General features: G+C 61.8%; 17 protein-coding genes. 4 read left to right on the top strand and 13 right to left on the bottom strand.

From position 1 onward, the window contains the following. The first annotated feature begins 23 nt into the window (after positions 1-23). From V4529_01595 to V4529_01580, 4 genes are read left to right on the top strand one after another with little or no spacing between them, the layout of a single operon-like run. Positions 24-380 (top strand): iron-sulfur cluster assembly accessory protein, encoded by a 357-nt coding sequence (locus V4529_01595; GenBank protein ID MES2357013.1) that lies wholly within the window; start codon positions 24-26, stop codon positions 378-380. Positions 381-411: 31 nt separating this feature from the next. Next, the gene (locus V4529_01590; protein MES2357012.1) at positions 412-1926 is read left to right on the top strand and encodes a sodium:solute symporter; all 1515 of its coding nucleotides are present in this window, start codon (positions 412-414) and stop codon (positions 1924-1926) included. After that, positions 1923-2864 carry a BadF/BadG/BcrA/BcrD ATPase family protein gene (locus V4529_01585; protein MES2357011.1) on the top strand — a complete coding sequence of 314 codons (942 nt, stop codon included), beginning with the start codon at positions 1923-1925 and terminating at the stop codon, positions 2862-2864. Before V4529_01590 ends, V4529_01585 begins: the two co-directional genes overlap by 4 nt. A gap of 8 nt (positions 2865-2872) precedes the next feature. Further along, positions 2873-3880 (top strand): NAD(P)H-quinone oxidoreductase, encoded by a 1008-nt coding sequence (locus V4529_01580; GenBank protein MES2357010.1) that lies wholly within the window; start codon positions 2873-2875, stop codon positions 3878-3880. A gap of 75 nt (positions 3881-3955) precedes the next feature. On the opposite strand, the gene V4529_01575 is transcribed toward V4529_01580, so the two are convergent. The 13 genes from V4529_01575 to V4529_01515 form a co-directional block, all read right to left on the bottom strand. After that, positions 3956-5233 (bottom strand): cation:dicarboxylase symporter family transporter, encoded by a 1278-nt coding sequence (locus V4529_01575; protein ID MES2357009.1) that lies wholly within the window; start codon positions 5231-5233, stop codon positions 3956-3958. Beyond that, positions 5226-6779 (bottom strand): amino acid permease, encoded by a 1554-nt coding sequence (locus V4529_01570; GenBank protein MES2357008.1) that lies wholly within the window; start codon positions 6777-6779, stop codon positions 5226-5228. The genes V4529_01575 and V4529_01570 overlap by 8 nt, the downstream gene beginning before the upstream one ends. After that, complete coding sequence (locus tag V4529_01565) at positions 6779-8935, bottom strand: sodium-translocating pyrophosphatase (protein ID MES2357007.1); 2157 nt, start codon at positions 8933-8935, stop codon at positions 6779-6781. Before V4529_01565 ends, V4529_01570 begins: the two co-directional genes overlap by 1 nt. 34 nt (positions 8936-8969) lie before the next feature. Continuing rightward, the gene (locus V4529_01560) at positions 8970-10481 is read right to left on the bottom strand and encodes an amino acid permease (GenBank protein ID MES2357006.1); all 1512 of its coding nucleotides are present in this window, start codon (positions 10479-10481) and stop codon (positions 8970-8972) included. A 208-nt stretch (positions 10482-10689) separates the two neighbouring features. Further along, on the bottom strand, positions 10690-11361 hold the full coding sequence (locus V4529_01555; protein MES2357005.1) for a hypothetical protein: 672 nt from the start codon (positions 11359-11361) through the stop codon (positions 10690-10692). 120 nt (positions 11362-11481) lie between these two features. Beyond that, entirely contained in the window at positions 11482-11901 is a 420-nt protein-coding gene (locus tag V4529_01550; protein ID MES2357004.1) for a biopolymer transporter ExbD, read from the bottom strand. Next, positions 11901-12389, bottom strand: coding sequence for a biopolymer transporter ExbD (locus V4529_01545; GenBank protein MES2357003.1), 489 nt, complete (start codon positions 12387-12389; stop codon positions 11901-11903). The genes V4529_01550 and V4529_01545 overlap by 1 nt, the downstream gene beginning before the upstream one ends. 150 nt (positions 12390-12539) lie before the next feature. Then, the gene (locus V4529_01540; protein MES2357002.1) at positions 12540-13280 is read right to left on the bottom strand and encodes a MotA/TolQ/ExbB proton channel family protein; all 741 of its coding nucleotides are present in this window, start codon (positions 13278-13280) and stop codon (positions 12540-12542) included. A 30-nt stretch (positions 13281-13310) separates the two neighbouring features. Further along, positions 13311-14024 (bottom strand): TonB family protein, encoded by a 714-nt coding sequence (locus V4529_01535; GenBank protein MES2357001.1) that lies wholly within the window; start codon positions 14022-14024, stop codon positions 13311-13313. A gap of 154 nt (positions 14025-14178) precedes the next feature. After that, positions 14179-15654 (bottom strand): ATP-binding protein, encoded by a 1476-nt coding sequence (locus V4529_01530; GenBank protein MES2357000.1) that lies wholly within the window; start codon positions 15652-15654, stop codon positions 14179-14181. Further along, on the bottom strand, positions 15651-16319 hold the full coding sequence (locus V4529_01525; protein ID MES2356999.1) for a response regulator transcription factor: 669 nt from the start codon (positions 16317-16319) through the stop codon (positions 15651-15653). Before V4529_01525 ends, V4529_01530 begins: the two co-directional genes overlap by 4 nt. Next, positions 16316-17653 carry a response regulator gene (locus V4529_01520; protein ID MES2356998.1) on the bottom strand — a complete coding sequence of 446 codons (1338 nt, stop codon included), beginning with the start codon at positions 17651-17653 and terminating at the stop codon, positions 16316-16318. Before V4529_01520 ends, V4529_01525 begins: the two co-directional genes overlap by 4 nt. Next, complete coding sequence (locus tag V4529_01515; protein MES2356997.1) at positions 17650-19305, bottom strand: ATP-binding protein; 1656 nt, start codon at positions 19303-19305, stop codon at positions 17650-17652. Before V4529_01515 ends, V4529_01520 begins: the two co-directional genes overlap by 4 nt. Between the last annotated feature and the right edge of the window lie 61 nt (positions 19306-19366).

The following is a 19366-nucleotide window of genomic DNA, read 5'->3' as shown; positions in this document are numbered from 1 at the left end:
CAGCTACACCAAAGGAGCGAGCCATGGCGGTATCCAGCCAACCAGAAATCAACCTGACCCTGACTCCATCAGCAGGCGTCGAGGTGCAGAAATTCATGGAGATCGAGAAGGTCTCGCCTGACGAAGGCGGCCTTCGCGTCAGCATCCAGCCCGGCGGCTGCAGCGGCTTCAAGTACTCGCTGTTGATCGAGGACAAGCCTGCGGACGACGACCTGATCCTCTCGCAGGACGGCTATCGCGTCTTCGTCGATCCGTTCTCCGCGCAGTATGTCAACAACGTGACGATCGATTACGTGACGTCCATGCAGGGATCGGGCTTCACCTTCAAGAACCCGAACGCGACGGGCGGCTGCGGCTGCGGATCATCCTTCTCGGCGTAGTCGAGTTTCCGTGCACTACCGAGGGCGGTGAATGAAGAACTCATTCACCGCCCTCGACCTTATTGTACTCGTTGCGTACCTGGTCGGAACGACGCTGCTGGGCGTCTATCTGGGGCGCAATCAGAAGAACACACGCGACTACTTTGTCGCCGACCACACGATTCCGTGGTGGGCAGTTCTCTTCTCGATCGTGGCGACCGAGACCAGCGCACTCACCGTCATCTCGATTCCCGGCCTGGCCTACATCGGGAACCTGGGCTTTCTCCAGATCGCCGCGGGATACATCGTCGGCCGAATAGTTGTCGCATACGTACTCCTACCACGCTACTACGGCGGCAATCTCGTAACAGCGTACGCGTTGCTCGAGAACCGCTTCGGCGTGTCGACGCGTCGATTCGCTTCGGTCGTCTTCATGTTCACGCGCGCCTTCGCGGATTCGGTCCGTGTCTTCGCAACTGCGATTCCAATCGCGCTGATCCTGTCACCGATTCTTCCCGCGACAGTGGTCATGCCGATCGCGATTCTGGTACTGGGCGCTCTCACGTTGATCTACGCGTATTTTGGCGGCGTGCGCGCCGTCGTCTGGACTGACGTCATCCAGACCTGCGTGTATCTCCTCGGCGCGGCGGCCGCCGTGGTAATCATCGGACGCGGAGTTGGGGGTGGTTGGAGCCATATCATCCACTCTGCCGCAGCGGCTGGAAAGCTCCAGGTAATCGATCTCTACACCGGTTTCGACAAGCCGCAGACCCTGATGGCGGGCGTGCTCGGCGGTGCATTCCTGTCGATGGCGTCACACGGCGCCGATCAGGTGATCGTGCAACGGCTCATGACTGCATCGTCGCTGCGTGATGCGCGGCGCGCGCTCATAGGGAGCGGCTTTGCGGTATTCTTTCAGTTCGCCATCTTCCTCATGATAGGCGCGGGACTGTGGGCGTACTTCGGTGCTCACACCTTCGACTCGCCCGACAAGATCTTTCCAACGTTCATAGTGACGGCGATGCCGACGGGCCTGATCGGCCTGCTGGTGGCGGCGATTCTGGCGGCAACGATGAGCGCTCACTCCGGCGCGATCAATTCGCTGGCCGCCGCGACAGTGCACGACATCTACCTGCCGCTCACCCATCGCGACGCCAACGACCCGCGCACACTCAAGGTGGCGAAGCTGGTGAGTCTGGCCTGGGGCTTGTTGCTGCTCATCATAGCGCTACTGTACAAGCAGCAGGGTACGCCCGTGGTCGTCGTGGCGCTCTCGATTGCGTCGTTCACGTACGGCGCGTTGCTCGGTGGTTTTGCGCTCGGCATTATGTGGGCCCGCGCGCAGCAGCGTGACGCCATTACGGGAATGGCTGTAGGCATTCTCGTGATGAGCGTGGTCGTGTTCGCGAAGCAGCTCTCCGCGCTGTGGCCGGCACTCGCGCCAATCGGCTCGATTGCCTGGCCGTGGTACGTTTTGATCGGGACGGTGGTAACAGTCGGTGTCGGAATATTCACGTCGCTCTTCCCGCACGGAAGCGCGCGAATCAGGGTTGATGACGCAGAATGAGTGATTCGGAATCGGAAATCGTAGTAGGTATCGACGCCGGTGGAAGCAAGACGCGCGTCATCATCGCATCGCTCTCTGGCGACCAGATCGCGGAGAGCGTTGGGCCCGGCGCTGCAATGGCGCCCGGCAACGCCGACGCCTGCGCGGATACAATTGCGGCGGTTGTCGTCGCTGCGCTCGAGAGCGCGGCGCTGACCGGCGTCGTGCCGCGCGTGTTGTATGCCGGCGTTGCAGGCACTGGCCGGGAGAGCGAGCAGATCGCGTTGCAGGATGCGCTGTCGCGCATGGAGATTGCCGACGAAGTCGTCGTCGAGACCGACGCGAGCATCGCGCTCGCGGATGCATTCGGCGATCGCTCCGGTGTGATTCTCATCTCCGGAACCGGGTCGATTGCGTTTGGGCGCAGCCCTGCCGGGATGCTGGCTCGCTGCGGCGGGTGGGGCTTCACATTCGGTGATGAGGGAAGCGGCGCATGGATCGGCCGCCGCGCGCTCAGTGTCGTTGCTGCATCGCACGACGGGCGTGAACCGGAGACGACGCTCACCGGCGCCATACTCACCGCCGCGCAGGTGAACGAGGTCGAACAACTCATTCCATGGGCGCTTGCCGCCGATAGAGAGGCGTTGGCGGCGCTTGCGCCATCGGTGCTCGCAATGGCGATGCAGGACGACGTGCGTGCGAACAGCATCGTGGACATGGCGGTGGAAGAGCTTGTGCTGCACGTGCGCGCGCTGGCGCGAAAACTGTTTGTCGACGACCGGGCAGCCTTCGATCTGGCCCTGACCGGCGGCTTGCTTCACAAGGGATCGCTGCTCCGGAAGCGTCTGGAGCGCAGGCTCCGCGTCGCTGTTCCCGGTGCGACTGTTCATGTTGAGGAGGTTGACGGTGCACGCGGCGCGATCAAGCTCGCGCTCCAGGCTGCTTCAGCCATAGCCTGACGCGCGCGATGTCGAGCCCCTTCTCCAAACCGGGATCGATCCGGCACATCGAAGTACTCAGGCCCGGCGGGCCGGACGAGATGCATCTGACGGAGGGAGCCGTTCCGGCGCTCGGCCCCGATGACGTGCGCATCCACGTAGAAGCAGCCGGCATCAACCACGCCGATCTGCTCCAGCGCGCAGGCAAGTACGCGGTGCCGAGCACCGCATCGCCAATACTCGGACTCGAGGTCGCAGGCTACGTCTCTGGTGCCGGTGAGCGCGCTGCGCTGGTGTGGAACATCGGTGAGGAGGTATGCGCACTGGTGGACGGCGGCGGCTACGCGACCGAATGCGTTGCACCGTCGATGCAATGCCTCCCGATCCCAGAAGGTTTCTCGATGGTGCAGGCTGCAGCGCTTCCCGAGGCGCTTTTCACGGTGTGGTACAACGTGTTTCAGCGTTGCCGGCTTTCCGCGGGCGAGACGTTGCTCGTCCACGGCGGCACCAGCGGCATCGGCGTGATCGCCATCCAGATGGCGCGCGCGATCGGCGCGAAAGTATTCGCGACGGCCGGTTCAGCTGAAAAGTGCGGCGTCTGTGTCCGACTCGGTGCGGAAGTCGCGATCGACTACCACGAAGCCGACTTCGCCGCAGTCGCGCTCGAGCGCAGCGGAGGCCGCGGTGTCGATGTCATACTCGACATGGTCGGCGGTGAATATGTCGAGCGCAATTTTCGAGCGCTTGCGATGGAAGGCCGCCTGGTCAACATCTCGTACATGGCTGGCAGTCGCGTCACCGTCGATCTGAGACCGATCATGCAGAAGCGACTGACGGTGACCGGCTCGCTGATGCGCCGCCTACCGCCGCAGGAGAAGGCCGTGATCGCCCAGGAGCTGATGCTGCGTATCTGGCCGTTGCTGGAGCGCGGGCTGATCCTGCCAGTCATTGATTCGACCTTTCCGCTGTCCCGTGCGGCGGATGCACACAGACGCATGGAACAGCCGCACATAGGCAAGGTCGTACTGACAAATTAGCGCGGTGTAGGAACGACGATACATGCACTGTGTAAGAGCGGCCGCTCCGCCCGCCATCGACGACGGTGACGGCGCCTACGCCGTCACCGTGTCCGTCTTGCTTGCCGGCGCGAGCTCCCCTTCCCATCTCGCCATCACGGCGCTCGCGAGGCAATTACCGATGAGATTCACCGACGTCCGCGCCATGTCCATGAATGCGTCGACACCGAGGATCACCGCGACGGCCTGAAGCGGCAATCCAAACATGGTCAGCGCGCCGGACAGAATCACGAGCGATGCGCGCGGCACGGCAGCAACACCCTTGCTCGTGAGCATGAGCGTCAGCATCATCACGATCTGCTGACCGAGCGTCATGTGGATTCCACCGGCCTGCGCAGCGAATACCGACGCGACCGCCAGATACAGCGTGCTTCCGTCGAGGTTGAACGAATATCCCGTGGGCATCACGAACGCCACGATGCGGGCCGGAACGCCCATGGCTTCCATGTTCTCCATCGCTAGCGGAAGCGCTGCTTCTGAGGAAGCGGTCGAGAACGCGATCAGCGCCGGTGCCCTCACAGAGCGAAGGAATGCCTTGAGGGGAATCCGGGTGAGAACGGCGATCGGCAGCAGCACGACGAGCGCGAATACGATCAGCGCGCCGTAGAGCGTCGCCACGAGCTTGCCGAGACCGAGCAGCACGCCGATACCGCTATGGCCGACTGTGACGGCGAGCGCTGCACCGATACCGATGGGTGCATACGCCATCACGATCTCCGTGAACTTGAACATCAAGTCTGACGTCGCGGCGCAGAAGTCGAGCATCAACTTCTTCTTTTCGCCCTTCTGCCGCGTGAGCGCTACGGCGAACAGAATCGCGAAGAATACAATCTGCAGCACTTCGTTATGGTAAGCCGCTTCGAAGAAGCTCTGCGGAACCATGTGCTCCAGCACGCCACCGAATGTAACCGGGTGCGACGCAAGCTCAGTCCCGGTAGCCGCGGTCGCGCCGCCCAGCGACACGCCGATTCCAGGCTTTAAGACGTTGACGGCCGTCAATCCGATAACGAGCGCGCCAGTCGTCACGAGCTCGAAATAGATCAGAGACCGCAACGCGAGGCGGCCCACCTTGGCCATGTCGTCGCCGTGACCGGCAATGCCCACCACGAGCGTGGCGAAAATCAGCGGTACAATCAGCGACTTGATCATGCGCAGGAAGATCTGCGACAGCGGATCCAGCTTGACCGCGAACGCGGGGAACGCGATCCCGATGATGATCCCGACTATTGCTGCGACGACAATCCACTGCGTCAGCGAGACGCGTCGCAGACCGCGCCGCGCCGTCGCGCTCTTGTCCGATCCTGCGCTATCCATGGCCGTTCACCCGGCGGTTACGCAGCGTCGAGTGGCCATAGCCGTAAGTAAAGTAGAGTACGAGGCCCACAGCGAGCCAGATGATGAAGCGAATCCAGGTGATACCCGGCAACTGCGTCATGAGATAGAAGCACGCCACAATGGAGATCAACGGCGTGAACGGAACCCACGGCACGCGGAACGGCCGCGGTCTGTCCGGATCGGTGCGGCGAAGCACAATCACGCCCGCCGACACCAGCACGAACGCGAACAGCGTCCCGATATTCGTGAGATCGACCACTTCGGCGATGTTCGCGAATGCGGCAAAGACGGCTACGAAGATCCCCGTTATGATCGTGCCGACGTACGGCGTCTTGTAACGTGGATGTACTTTCGCGAGCACCGGAGGAAGCAGTCCGTCGCGTGCCATCGAGAAGAAGATTCGCGGCTGCCCGAGCTGAAAGACCAGCAGCACGCTGCCCATCGCTATCACGGCACCGAGCGCGACGATGAATCGCGAAGCGTTGAGAAGTGCCGGCGGTCCGGCGGCGTACCGGAGCGCGGTGATCATCGGCTCCGCTGTTCCCAGTTGCTGCCATGGCGCCATGCCAGTCATCACCACCGAGATCGCGATGTAGAGCAGCGTCGTCACGACAAGGCTCATGATGATCCCGAACGGCATGTCCTTGCCCGGATTGCGCGTCTCTTCCGCAGCCGTGGATACGGCATCGAAACCGATGTAGCTGAAGAAGATGATCGCAGCTGCCGCGCTGATGCCCGCCATGCCGTTCGGCACGAAGCCGCCGGTCGCTGGATTGGTCCAGTTGGACGGGTGGATCAGGAAGAGGCCAACCGCGATGAAGAACAGTATGATCCCGACCTTGAGCAGCACCATCGCGTTGTTGGCATCCGCCGACTCCTTGATACCGATCACCAGGACAACCGTTATCAGCGCAACAACCGCCGCGGCGGGAAGATTGATGATCAGCGGGAGACCGAGAATGTGCGGCGCGGATGTCCACGCTGACGCGATGTACCGCGTAGTCGCGTCCACCGTGCTGCTCGCGGCGCCCAGCTGAACGAACGCGGAATGCGCCGATCGATAATCTGTCGCCAGCCACGACGGGAGACTCCAGCCGAAATGCGCGATCAACTCTCGAAAGTAGCCGGACCAACCGATCGCGACGCCGATGTTGCCGACGGCGTATTCTATGACCAGATCCCAGCCGATTATCCAGGCGATGAACTCGCCAAGCGCCGCATATGCGTACGTATACGCGGAGCCGGAGATCGGCACCATCGCGGCGAACTCGGCGTAACACAACGCCGCAAAGCCGCACGCGACCGCGGTCAGCAGGAACGAAAAGATGATCGCAGGTCCGGCACCGGGACGAAGCGGATCGCCGACGATGGCGGTTCCCGTGGTGACAAAGATTCCCGCGCCAATCGTGGCACCGACGCCGAGAGCAGTCAGGTGCCACTTGCCGAGCGTGCGTTTTAGCCCGCCATGTGAAACGACGTCCGCCTCGAAGTCCGCAACGGACTTGCGTGCAAACAGGCCCCGCATCAAATGAACAGCGGTGCAAGGACCAGAGTGATCGTGCTCAACAGCTTGATGAGCACGTGCAGCGACGGACCAGCCGTATCCTTGAACGGATCACCGACCGTATCGCCGACCACAGCTGCCTTATGTGCGTCTGACCGTTTGCCACCGTATGCGCCGGTCTCGATGTACTTCTTCGCATTGTCCCACGCGCCGCCGCCGTTGTTCAGGAAGCCCGCCATGAGAATTCCAGCGATAGTACCGATCATGAGGAACGCTGCAACCGCTTCCGCGCCAACGCCGAACTGCTTGAATACCAGTCCGACAGCGATCGGGAACAGCACTACAAGTGCACCGGGCGCGATCATCGCCTTCAACGCACCCACCGTCACGATGTCTACGGCCGTTCCGTAATCCGGACTTTCGGTTCCGAGCATGATCCCCGGACGCTCGCGGAACTGGCGACGCACTTCCGTGATCACCGACGATGCGGCCTTGCGTACTGCCGTGAGCGCCAGCGACGAGAACCAGAAGACGAGCATCGCGCCAAGCAGACCAGCGACGAACACCTCCGGGCGCGCCAGATCGACCTTGATCGGAACGCCGCCGCGATAGTTGCGAACTTCGTCCAGATACGCGGAGAAAAGCAGGAACGCGGCCAGTGCCGCGGACCCAATCGCGTAACCCTTGGTGAGCGCCTTGGTGGTATTGCCGACAGAATCAAGCCGGTCGGTGATGTTGCGGATTTCTTCCGGCTGCTTGGACATCTCGACGATGCCGCCAGCGTTGTCGGTGATCGGTCCGAAGACATCCATTGCCAGGATGTAACCCGCCGTGCCGAGCATTCCCATGGTAGCGACGGCGGTCCCGAACAGGCCCGCCTGCGCGACTCCGCTCGCCTCGCCGAGATGATAACTCGCGATGATCGCAATCGCGATCGTGATCACAGGAAGAACAGTCGACTCCATCCCAACTGCGAGGCCGGCGATGATGTTCGTCGCCGGTCCCGTCTGGCTCGCTTCCGCGATCCCAAGCACCGGGCGGTAGCGATACTCGGTGTAGTACTGCGTGATGAAGACGAACGCGATGGATGTCGCGATGCCGATCAGTCCGCAGATGAAGAAGTGCCACCACGCATCCGGGGCGGATATCGGATTGAGCAGCCAGCGCGTCGCAAAGAAGAATACGATCGTTACGAGCGCCGCCGTCACGTAGTACCCGCGGTTCAGCGCCTGCATCGGATCCGCATCTTCGCGCGTGCGAACAGACATCACTCCGACGATCGAGCACAGCAGACCGAGTCCACCGATCACGAGCGGGAACAGAATTCCTGCGATACCGAACTGGCTGAACAGAATCACGCCAAGAATCATCGCACCGATGTTCTCCGCGGCGATGCTCTCGAACAGATCGGCACCACGGCCGGCACAATCGCCGACGTTGTCACCGACGAGATCAGCGATCACCGCCGGATTCCGCGGGTCATCTTCAGGAATGCCGGCCTCGACCTTGCCGACCAGATCGGCGCCGACGTCGGCGGCCTTGGTGTAGATACCACCGCCCAGCTGCGCGAACAGTGCCACGAACGAGGCGCCGAAGCCGTAGCCGACGATGAGATACGGGATTCGCTGTGCCCAGACATCGGGTGCGAGACCCGGCGGCACAAAGTTGTTGATCACGGCAAAGAGCCCGCCCACGCCCGCGAGACTCATCGCGACGGTGAAGAGTCCCGACACCGCACCGGACCGAAGCGCAGTCTGAAGCGCACCGTTCAGTGACGTGGTCGCGGCCGCGGCGACACGGATGTTGGCTCGTATCGAGATCCACATCCCCATGTATCCCGCAATGCCGGAACTGAGCGCGCCAAGCAGGAACGACAACGTTATGTAGATCGCGAGCAACGTCGAGCTGCTCACCGGATCGGTCGGAATGCTCGTCCTCAACACGCCGTAACCGACCGCCAACACGATCGCAACGACCAGCGCGAGTGCCGCGATTGTCTTGTACTGTCGCGCCAGATATGCCTCGGCGCCCTGCTGAATGGCGTCCGAGATCTTCTGCATGTCGGCGTTGCCGCGCCCGCGCGAAAGAACCCATCTTGAAAGCCAGATCGCGAAGAGCAGTGCGAATGCGCTGCAGCCGAGTACGATCCAGAGGAGCGATGATTGCGAAACGGTCATGAACGGTCGGTGATGAGGACTGAAGCGGGAACTGTCATTCAGTATTGCGCGCAGCGTCGCCCGCTACACCGCGCCACAGAAAGTACACAGGAACACCAATGAGAACGATGATCAGTCCGGCCACGGACTGCGTTCTCGTATCCGGCGCCAGCAGGAGAGTTAGAGCAACTGCCAGCGCCAGCACCACATACAACGCCGGCAGCACGGGGTACCCGATCGCCTTGTACGGACGCTCGGCGTCGGGACGCGTGCGACGTAGCACGAAAAGACCCGTTGTCGTCGCGGCGTAGAACAGCAGCTGAGCAAAGATCACATATGCCAGCAGCTGGTTGTACGTCCCCGTGAGGCACAGGAAGCTGGTCCAGATCGCCTGGGTGATCAGTCCGAACGCGGGGACTTCGCGTGCACTCAGTGTGCCCGCGCGAGCGAAGAAGAGACGGTCGCGTGCCATCGCCCAGTACACGCGAGCACCGGACAGGATGAGCCCGTTGTTGCAACCGAATGTGGATATGAGAATCGCCGCCGCGACTATGCTCCCGCCAGCGGCGCCGAAAATCACTTCGGCAGTTGCCGTCCCGACGCGATCCTGCGTGGCGAACTGGATACCGCGCGCGAGCACCGTCGCACCATTGGCCGTGCCGTGCAGCGGAAGCACGCTCAGATAGGCGAAGTTGCCGAGGATGTAGAGAACCGTCACCATCCCCGCGCCGATGGCGAGCGACAGCGGGAGGTTGCGCTTGGGATTCTGAACTTCGGCAGCAGCGAACGTCACGTTGTTCCACGAATCGCTGGAGAAGAGCGAGCCGACCATCGCCGCGCCGAACGCGACGACGAACGCTCCGTTGAGATCGACGTGTGGCGCGAAATTACCCGGCGAGAAATTCGCGAGAATGGCGGTCGCGTTCCGCCCGATGGTGAGTCCGAGAATGACGAGAAGGGCGAGGACACCCACCTTGGCAATAGTCAGCGTCGTCTGAACGAGCTTTCCTTCACGCACGCCCCGAAGATTGATCCAGGTGAGTACCCACACCGTGACCAGTGCGATGAGACGCTGCGGCGACAGTCCGACGTCCACCGGTGCGCCCGTGAGCGTGAACGAGAAATGAGGAAACCAAGAGTACAGATCCGGCGTCATCGCCGGCCAGAGCACGCCGAGAAACTTTCCGAACGCAACGGCGACCGCTGCGATCGTGCCCGTTTGTATGACAACGAAAAGAGTCCAACCGTAGAGAAATCCTACGATTGGACCCATGGATTCACGAAGAAATACATACTGTCCGCCCGCTCGCGGAAACATCGCGGCAAGCTCGCCGTAGGCGAGTGCGCCGAGCAGCGTTATGACTCCAGTGAGCACCCAGACTGCGATGAGCCAGAGTGGCGACTGGACCTTTCGCGCGATGTCTGCAGAAACGATGAAGATGCCCGACCCGATCATTGTCCCCGCCACGAGCATCGTGGCGTCGGTCAGGGTCATCGCCTTGACGAAGTTGGATTCGGCCGTAGCCGTATCCGCTCCGGTACCGGAACGGCTGGTTTTATTGCTCACCCATGCCCTCCGGCTCCGGGTCGGCGCTCTGCATTTATGTATGAGCAGAGCGGAAAATTCGCGTGAATGTAACGCTCTGCGCAGAGCGAGGCTAGACTCTGGCGATGTGTACGAGGATGTGCGCACACGGCTGCTTTATATCACAGAGTACTAGGCACCACCGAGTACTTTGCGCAATTGTCACAAAGATGATTGCGGGTGAGGTGGGTTAGAACAGAACCTGGATGTCCACCGTGTCGCGGATCGCGACACCGTCAGCCCGAACCGCGGGCCGGAATCGCAGCGCGAGCAGCGTCTCGCGCACTCTGTCGTTGTAGCCGCGGTCGGGAGTTGGCGTGAAGCGCAGCAGTGTGGCCTTGCCGGTCGAGTCGACGTCGAACCACGCAGTGAGCTTGAATCCGCGCACGCTCGCCGGAGTCGGGAGTGGAGGGAGCACGAACTGCTTGAGCGTCGGCGGATAGTTCTTTGCTGCGCCGCCTCCCGTGCCGGGCCCAACGCCACTTCCCTTGCCCGGCCCCTCGCCCGACCCGACACCACCGCCGCTGCCGGGGCCGGCACCCGCGCCGCCGGTCTTTCCGATACCGCTTCCTGCGCCCGCCGTCGCGGAAGACGCTGCTGCACCTGTCACGGCAGTTGCCGGCGGCGCAACTGCAGGCGGCGCCGGCTTTGGCTGGGGAGGGGTTGGAATTGGCGGAAGTACAGCCGGCACCGGCGTGACCGGAGTTGCGCGCGTTACAGCTGGCGCCGGCGCTGCCTGCGGCGCGATCTGCACGAAGCGCAACCGCGGTGCGGCATTATCGCCCAGGCCACCGCCACCACCGCCCGCGGGACCGGAACCACCGGCTCCATCCCGGTGACCGTAATCGATCCCCGAATCCAATGCTGGACGAAGGAGAAACAGCAGCAAAAGCAAATGCGCCAGCAGGGAGAATAACCACCCTTGCCAGCGCCTTTGCTCCCGCCGCGGAATTCCAACGGGCGGACGGTACATGTGAAACCCTTACTGCGTCGACTTTGGCGTTATGCCAATGACGAGAACACCAGAGCCACGAGCGATGTCCATCGCCTGGATGATCTGCTGATACTTGGCGGCCGGATCACCCTTGACGAACATGATCTTCTCGGGCCGCTTGTCGAACGTGTTGTGAATCATCTGGCTGAGGCCGTTCGCACCGCCAGGGACCGGCTGCTTGTTGATCAGATACGTGCCGTCCTTGGCCACTTCCAGCACGATCTGATCTGTGCTGGGCGAACTCGTCGGCTGGACAGTCGGATCTGGAAGCTGGACGTCGATCGCCTTCCGCGCCGTTGGCACGATCACCATGAAGATGATGAGAAGCACCAGCAACACGTCGATCATCGGGGTCAGATTCGGCTCGGACGTAAAGCCGCCGCGACCACCACCTGTTGACATCGCCATTACTTTGGCCCTCCACTGCTCGGCGTGCCAGCGCTTGTCGCCTCGATGTTATCACTCGGAATCAACGAATGCGTGCCAGCCTGCTGGTCCGTGACCATGGCCGTCATGCGAACGCCACTCTTTGCCGCAATATCGAGCGCATCGAGGATCTTGCCGTAGTCGAGATTCTTGTCAGCCTTGACGTAGAGAATCTTGTCCTCGGTGCGCTTGCTGTAGATATCGGTGAGCGCGGTACTGAGTGATGCGTTCGGGATCGCACTGCGATTGAGATAGTACTGGCCCTGATTGTCGATACCAAGAAGCTGGTCCTGATCCTGTTGCGGGTGCGGCTTGAGGTTCTGGCCAGCTGGCGGCTGCGCGTTGACGCCCGACACCAGCGTCGGAATGATGACCATGAAGATGATCAGCAAAACGAGCATGACGTCGATCATCGGAGTCACATTTGGATCCGCGCGAACCGCGTTCCCGCCCGATGTTGACATTGCCATAAATACGAATCCCTCGAAAAGTGTGGAACCGCGCCCCGTCGTCTACTGCCGGACGGGGCGCCGGCCCTTCCATCTGCGGGTACGGATGAATCCGCCACCCTTCAATCACAGGCGCGGATATCCGCGCCCTACGTCGTTTGGAATGAAACGTTACTTGGAAATTGGCGCGTTGCCGGCCGTGGCCGTCGTATTGAACTCGCGCGTGAAGCGGCTGCGACCGAACTCGCCCGAAACGTTCTTGATCAGATAGTCGATCATTTCCTTGGACGTGTAGGTCATCTCGGCCGTGAGATTGTCGACCTTGGTCTGGAAGTAGTTGAAGAGCCACACTGCCGGAATTGCGACGAGCAGACCGAGAGCGGTCGTGATGAGTGCCTCGGAAATACCGCCGGAAATCGCGGACAGACCGCCTGAACCGGAAACTGCCATGCCCGTGAAGGCGTTGATGATACCCATGGTCGTTCCGAGCAGTCCGACGAACGGAGCAGTTGCACCGCTTGTCGCGAGTACGCCCAGGCCGCGCTTGAGATCGGTGATCGTCATCAGCATTTCGCGCTCGATTGCGCGCTCTGCGGAGTTGATGTCGGCGATCGTTACGGAACCATCCTGTACGAGTGCGCGGGTCTCGGAGAGCGCACCGGCCAGAACGCGTGCAACGTGCGACTTCTTGTAGCGCTCGGAGAGGTTTGCGGCCTCAACGAGATTGTCTTCTTCGAGGAACTGCGAGAACTCGGGCGCGAACTTGCGTGTCTCGTTCTGGGCCGACTTGAGATCCCACCACTTCTTTATCGAAATCGACAGGGTCCAGATCGACATGATCGCGAGCGTGTAAACGATGCCGCGGGCGAAACCGGCCATCTGGCCCCAAAGGTCAATCAGCGATAGATGCATTGTTCGTTACTCCGTGGAATGGTGGGACGGTTAATGAGTGATCGTGAACGTGAACGGTTGCTGCACGAGCTGTCTGACCTTGTGCCCACCGATCTCCGCAGGATAGAACTTCATGCGCGGCAGGGCCGACTTGACGGCGGCGGCGAACAGATCATTTGTAGCCTTGTTGATCTTGATCCCCGCGGCCTGATCCACGCGGCCCGTGGTGTCCACGGTGAACTCCGCGTCGACTTCTCCCTCGATGCCCGCGCTGCGAAGCGTCTCGGGGTATTGTGGTGTCACGGTTCCCGACGCCATCGCGGCGGGCTTCTCTACCTGAAACGAGAAGTACGTCTCGGTGTTCGAGACCGGTCCCTTTCCACCTACGACACCATTCGCGACACCGCCTTCGACACCCTTTCCGCTGAAGTCAGCGACGTTCGTGACTTTCTTGGAGAGATCGATGTCTGGGATCTTGACCGGAACGATCGGCGGCGCCTGTGGCACCTGGAAACCCTTGGGCGGCGGCGGCGCAACAGTAGCCTTTGGCGGCGGCGGTGCCTCCTTCTTTGGCGGAGGCGGCTCGTCCTTCTTCACCTGGACGAATTCGATCTTCTCCGCCTTCGGCTTCTCGTTCTTGATGGCGGCGTTGGCCGTCGCCCAGACCGCGAGCCCGATGAGTCCCGCGTGCAGCCCAATGCTGAACGCAGTGGTCCCCGGGCTGCGCTTCTTGGCGCGCTTCGACTCGATTAGCTGGTTGAACATTGCGGCAGCAAGCTCCTCAGAATGACTGAGAGAAGAATACTGGCGCACAATTAAGCCGGAATGGCCGGGAGATTAAGCTTCAGTTAATTCAAAACATTAACGGAAGATTAACACCGGTCGGATCTGGACCGCATTGCGATGCGGCGTCACTGCATCAGTGCTCCGGCAACGTCTCATCATCGGGCTCCGCGCGGTCGGCTGCATCGAGCGGAAGCGTGAGAGTGAACAACGACCCCTTGCCGAGTCGCGACTGAACCGTGAGAGTGCCGCCGTGAGCCTGAGCAATCCACTGGCTGATCGCAAGACCCAACCCGAATCCTCCACGCTCCGCAGTGCGCGAGCGTGCACGATCGGCGCGCCAGAATCGCTCGAAGATATGCGGTAGATCCGCAGCAGCGATTCCCGCTCCTGTATCACGCACTGCGAACGTCACGTTGTCTGGATGGCGCCCGAGTCCGATGTCGACGCGTCCGCCGCGCGGTGTGTACTTGATCGCGTTGGTAACGAGGTTCAGAAATAGCTGCCGCAGTCGCGTGCGATCGCCCGCAATCGTGACTTCGGTCGTGAACGGAAGATTCACCGCCACGCCCGCACCCTCGCCCAGTATGAGCGCGGTCTCGTACACTTCCTGCGTGAGCTCGCTCAGATCGACGCGCTCGCGGTACAGGTCGAATCTTCCCTCGTCCGCACGCGCAAGGGTGAGCAGGCTCTCGACGAGATCCGCCATGCGAGTCGTCTCGTGCAGCGCTTCCTCGAGCGCGACGAGACGATCGTCCTTCCGTGTTGTAGCGCTCATTGCGCGCTCCACGTCCGCACGCAACACGGCAAGCGGTGTCTTGAGCTCGTGGCTCGCGTCCGCGGTGAAGCGCCGCAATGCCGCGAACGATGTCTCGAGCCGTGCAATCATCGAATTCAACGTATCGATCAGGGCAGCTATCTCGGGACTCGCCTCGTCATCCGACAATCGCCGGTGCAGACTGCGACCGTCGGTGATGTCGGCAACTCCGCGTCGCACACGCTCGATTCTACGGAACGTACCGCCGAGCATCAGCCACATTCCCCACGATGCAAGCGCGATCGCAAGAGGCATGACCGCGAAGAGAGTCGTCACAAGCTCCGTCGGCAGACTCTGAGCACCCCGCACGCGCACGCCGGTGACGACGCGGCTCAAGCGCGTGGTGCTGTCGTGTATCGCGTGTGCGACGAACAGAATGCGTTCCTGTCCCACGCTGATCACGCCCGCTGGGCCGTCGTCGGGAAGATCGGCGATGCCATGCTGCAGCGTCGTCCAGTCGTCGTCCGACAGGTCGCGCACGTCGAAGGACGTGAACACGACGTTCGCCTTGCGTCCGACGATCACGACATACCCCGGGATCACTTCCAGTCGTGCCGCAACCGAGCGCGCGATCTGCTCGGCGCCAGATGAATCGCGTGCCACGACTGGCTCTCGATCCTTCGATGCCTGCTCGATGATCCGCATCGCGAGATCGCCGTCTGCCAGTGCCTCGCGCGCGATGGCGCTGTATGCACCGGCGGTGCGCGAAGCGGAAACTGCTATTCCAAGTGCGGCGCCGGTCACGGTCATGGCACCGGCGAAAACAAACGTCAGCTTCAGCCGCGCAGGAATCATCCGCGCACAACGTACCCGACGCCGCGCACGGTCGAGATCAGCTTCTTCTCGTGATCGGCGTCGATCTTCTTGCGAAGGTGATTGATCACGACGTCCACGATGTTGGTCCCCGGATCGAAGTGATATCCCCAGGCGTACTCGGTGATCAGCGTTCTGCTCATCACGCGGCCGTGATGTCGCATCAGGTACTCCAGCACCGTGTATTCCTTGGGCGTGAGCTCAATGAGACTGCCGCCTCGCCGCACTTCGCGCGTGTCGACGTCGAGCGTGAGATCGGCCACCTGCATCACGGGAGACGCCATCGCGCGCGGACGACGCGCAAGTGCCTCCACGCGCGCGAGCAGTTCCTCGAATGCGAAAGGCTTTGTCACGTAATCGTCCGCGCCGGCACGCAGTGTCTGTACCTTCGCATCAACCGCGTCCTGTGCCGTCAGCACGAGCACTGGGCGCTGAAAGTTGCGCGCGCGAAGGTCGTGAAGCACCTCCATTCCGGACTTCCCCGGCAGCCGCATGTCGAGAATGATGAGATCGTAGTCGCCGGCCGTGGCGAGTGCTTCTCCATCATTTCCGTTCTCGGCAAGATCGACGGTCCAGCGCTGCTCCTCCAACCCCCGCTTGACGAACTGCCCGACGGTCGGATCGTCCTCGATAACGAGGATCTTCATTCCTCAGGCCGGACCCGGGCAAACTTGCGCTTGCGCGGACGGCGAAAGCCGAACTCGCGCATCTTGCGATACAGTGTCTTGGTCGATATGCCAAGCGCCTCGGCTGCGCGGCCCTGGTGCCAATGAAATCGGACTAGCATGGCTTCAATATGCAGCTTTTCCAGGTCGGAGAGGGGCGCGCCCCGCCCTTCCACACCGACTGCCCCGGTGGCGAGCAGCAGGCGAAGGTCGCCAGCGGAGATGTTCTCCTTGGGAGCGAGAAGCGCGCAACGGGCAAGCACCACGCCGAGCTCGCGCACGTTTCCGGGCCACGTATACGACGCAAGCACGTCGAATGCCTCCGGCGCGATGGTGTGAATCGGTCCCGTCTGCTCGGCCAACATCTCGGCGACCAGTGGCGCAAGGTCTTCGTGCCGAGTGCGAAGCGGCGGAATCGTCAACTGCTCGGCGCCGATCGACGAGGCGAAGGCGTCGGCAGGATCGTCCACGCAGATCACCAGACGCGTGGTCAGGGGAAGTGCGTGTGATCCTCCGATACGCATGAAGGCGTTGGACCCGATTACGTCCCGCAGTACGCCGCGCGCCTCTTCGTCCAGTGCCGCGATGTCGATCACCGTCGTTCCACGGTCCGCTGCGAGAAATGCACCCGTGGGCATTGCGCCGCCGGACGGAACTCCCTGCCGTCCAACGAGTGCTGCGGCGCCGGTAAGACCACCGCGGACCTGTCGCACTTCGATCAGCGAGTCGCGGACGCGTCCGGACAGCGCATGCAGATATCGCGCAACGTAACTCTTGCCAACGCCGCGCTCGCCCTTGATCACGACTGGCGCATCGGATTGCGCAAGCGCCGGCAGACGCGCCAGCACTTCGCGCATCGACGGATTCCTGCTCGTCATCTCCGATGGCAGTTCGCGCGTCCGTGCACGCAACATGACGTTGGCCTTGCCGAGCTCGCGCTTTTCCCACGCACGACGCACCATTACGTCGATCTCGGCCATTCTGTATGGCTTGGAGATGTAGTCGTACGCGCCGAGCTTGATGGCGGTTATCGCGGTATCGATCGTGCCGTTGCCGGTGATTATGATCACCTCCGGCGGCGCGGGCTCGTTCTGCAAATGCCGCAGTACTTCGAGTCCGTCCATCTCGGGCATCACGATGTCGATCAGCGCGACGTCGTACGGAACGGCATGCAGCTCGGTCAACGCAGCACGGCCGTCACGACACATAGTTACCGCGTAACCGCGGCTCCTCAGAAAATGCTCGAGAATTGCGCCAAGGTGCTCCTCATCCTCGGCAATCAGCACACGGATTGGGGCACTCCCGTCGGCGCTCATGCTTCCTCCATCGGCAAGAGAATGGTGAAACGCGTTCCCTTGCCAGGTTCACTGGATACCTCGATGCGACCCCCGTGGTCGGCAACGATACCATGGCAGATAGCGAGTCCGAGCCCTGTACCCCGGCCCGGCTCCTTCGTTGTATAGAATGGCTCGAAGATGCGCGACATCTCGTTGCGCGTCATCCCCGAACCTTCGTCCTGTACTTCGATAACGACGTGCTTCGCACCACGCGGCGCTGCACGTGTGCGTATGAGAACGCGCCCGTACTGCGGCATCGCGTCCGCCGCATTCATCAATAGTGCAATCATTACCTGGATCAACTGCTCGGAGCTCGCATGCACTGTTGCAAGCTCGGTTCCGAGCTCCGCCTGCACGGTGAGCTGCTTGAAGCGCGCGTGATGCTTGAGTAGAAACAGTGCGCGCTCCACGACGGTATTCACCTGGAGAGATTGTCTCTCCTGCGCGCGCGGCCGGCTGAAATCGAGCAACCCGTCGATGATGCGCTTGCAGCGCTGAACTTCGCTCTCGATGATCTTGAGATACTCAGGCCCGCCATCGGCCGCGCCATCCAGCGCGCCTTGCGACGTACTTCCATCAACTTTCGTTTCGAGCGCCATGCTCTCCGCACACGCTGCGATCGTCGCGAGCGGATTGTTTATCTCGTGCATGATCCCCGCGGCGAGGCGGCCGATCGCGGCGAGTTTTTCGTTCTGTGCCACGGCTTCACGCGCTTCCACCCAATCGGTGATGTCCTCGCCGATAGTAATGATGTGCGTCACGACGCCCGTCTGGTCGCGAATTGGAATCTTGGAAAGCCTGTAGGTACGCAGCGCGCCGCTGGCGCTGGATTCGGTCTGGAACTGCTGCGTCTTGCCGGTGGCGAACACCTCGTCGAATTCGCGACGAACCACGTCCTCCGGCTGACGGTGAAGGATCTCGAAGATGGTGCGGCCGATAGCTTCGTCGCGGGACACGCCCTGCATCCCCGTCTCGCGCTTGCGATTCCAAACCGTGATCCGGTAATCGCGATCGATCACGTACAGACCCAGCGGCAGTAGATCGAGCACCGTTTCAGTGAACCGCTTCTGCTCCTGCACCTCGCGCATCCGGATCTGGAGATCGCCCTCGAGTCTCCGGGAACGCTCGGAGTTCGCGACGAACGCCGCAAGCAACGCAGCGAGCGCCTCCAGAAAGCGCTCCACCGGCTCCGCCACGTCACCTCCGAAGCGCGCCAGCAGGATGCCCACCCGGCGCGGCCCGAAGCTCATCTCGCGTGCAACGATCCCGGGCGCCGCACCTGCCATGGCGGCCCGAAGCTCATCCACAGAGGCCTCTTCCGGGCCCGCTCCCCAGGTTCGCACAAGCTCGCCGCCCCCATCCAGCCAGACCGCCAGCTCCGATGCGCCGATCGACAGATGCGCTCGCTCGAGCACGTCCTGCGCGACCAGTTCCGTCGGCCGTGCGTCAGAGAGACACACGGCTATGTCGGCGAGAGCGCCGACCAGTATCGATGAATCAGAATCTTCAGACAGCATGGCGGCGGTAACGTGCGGATGTGCTTTCCCTGACAATGTCACTTCCTCGGCGAGTCGGTCTTCTGCGAGCCTACCGTAGGACAGGATGACCGATCGATTGGTAACGATCTTCATGATCTGTTTGCCAATATTTCAGACGAAAATGCCGAACTGGCCGATAAACAGACGCTCTTAA

It is taken from the genome of Gemmatimonadota bacterium, assembly GCA_040388625.1.
GTDB lineage: Bacteria > Gemmatimonadota > Gemmatimonadetes > Gemmatimonadales > Gemmatimonadaceae > Fen-1247.
This window is presented reverse-complemented; position numbering and strand designations above follow the sequence as displayed.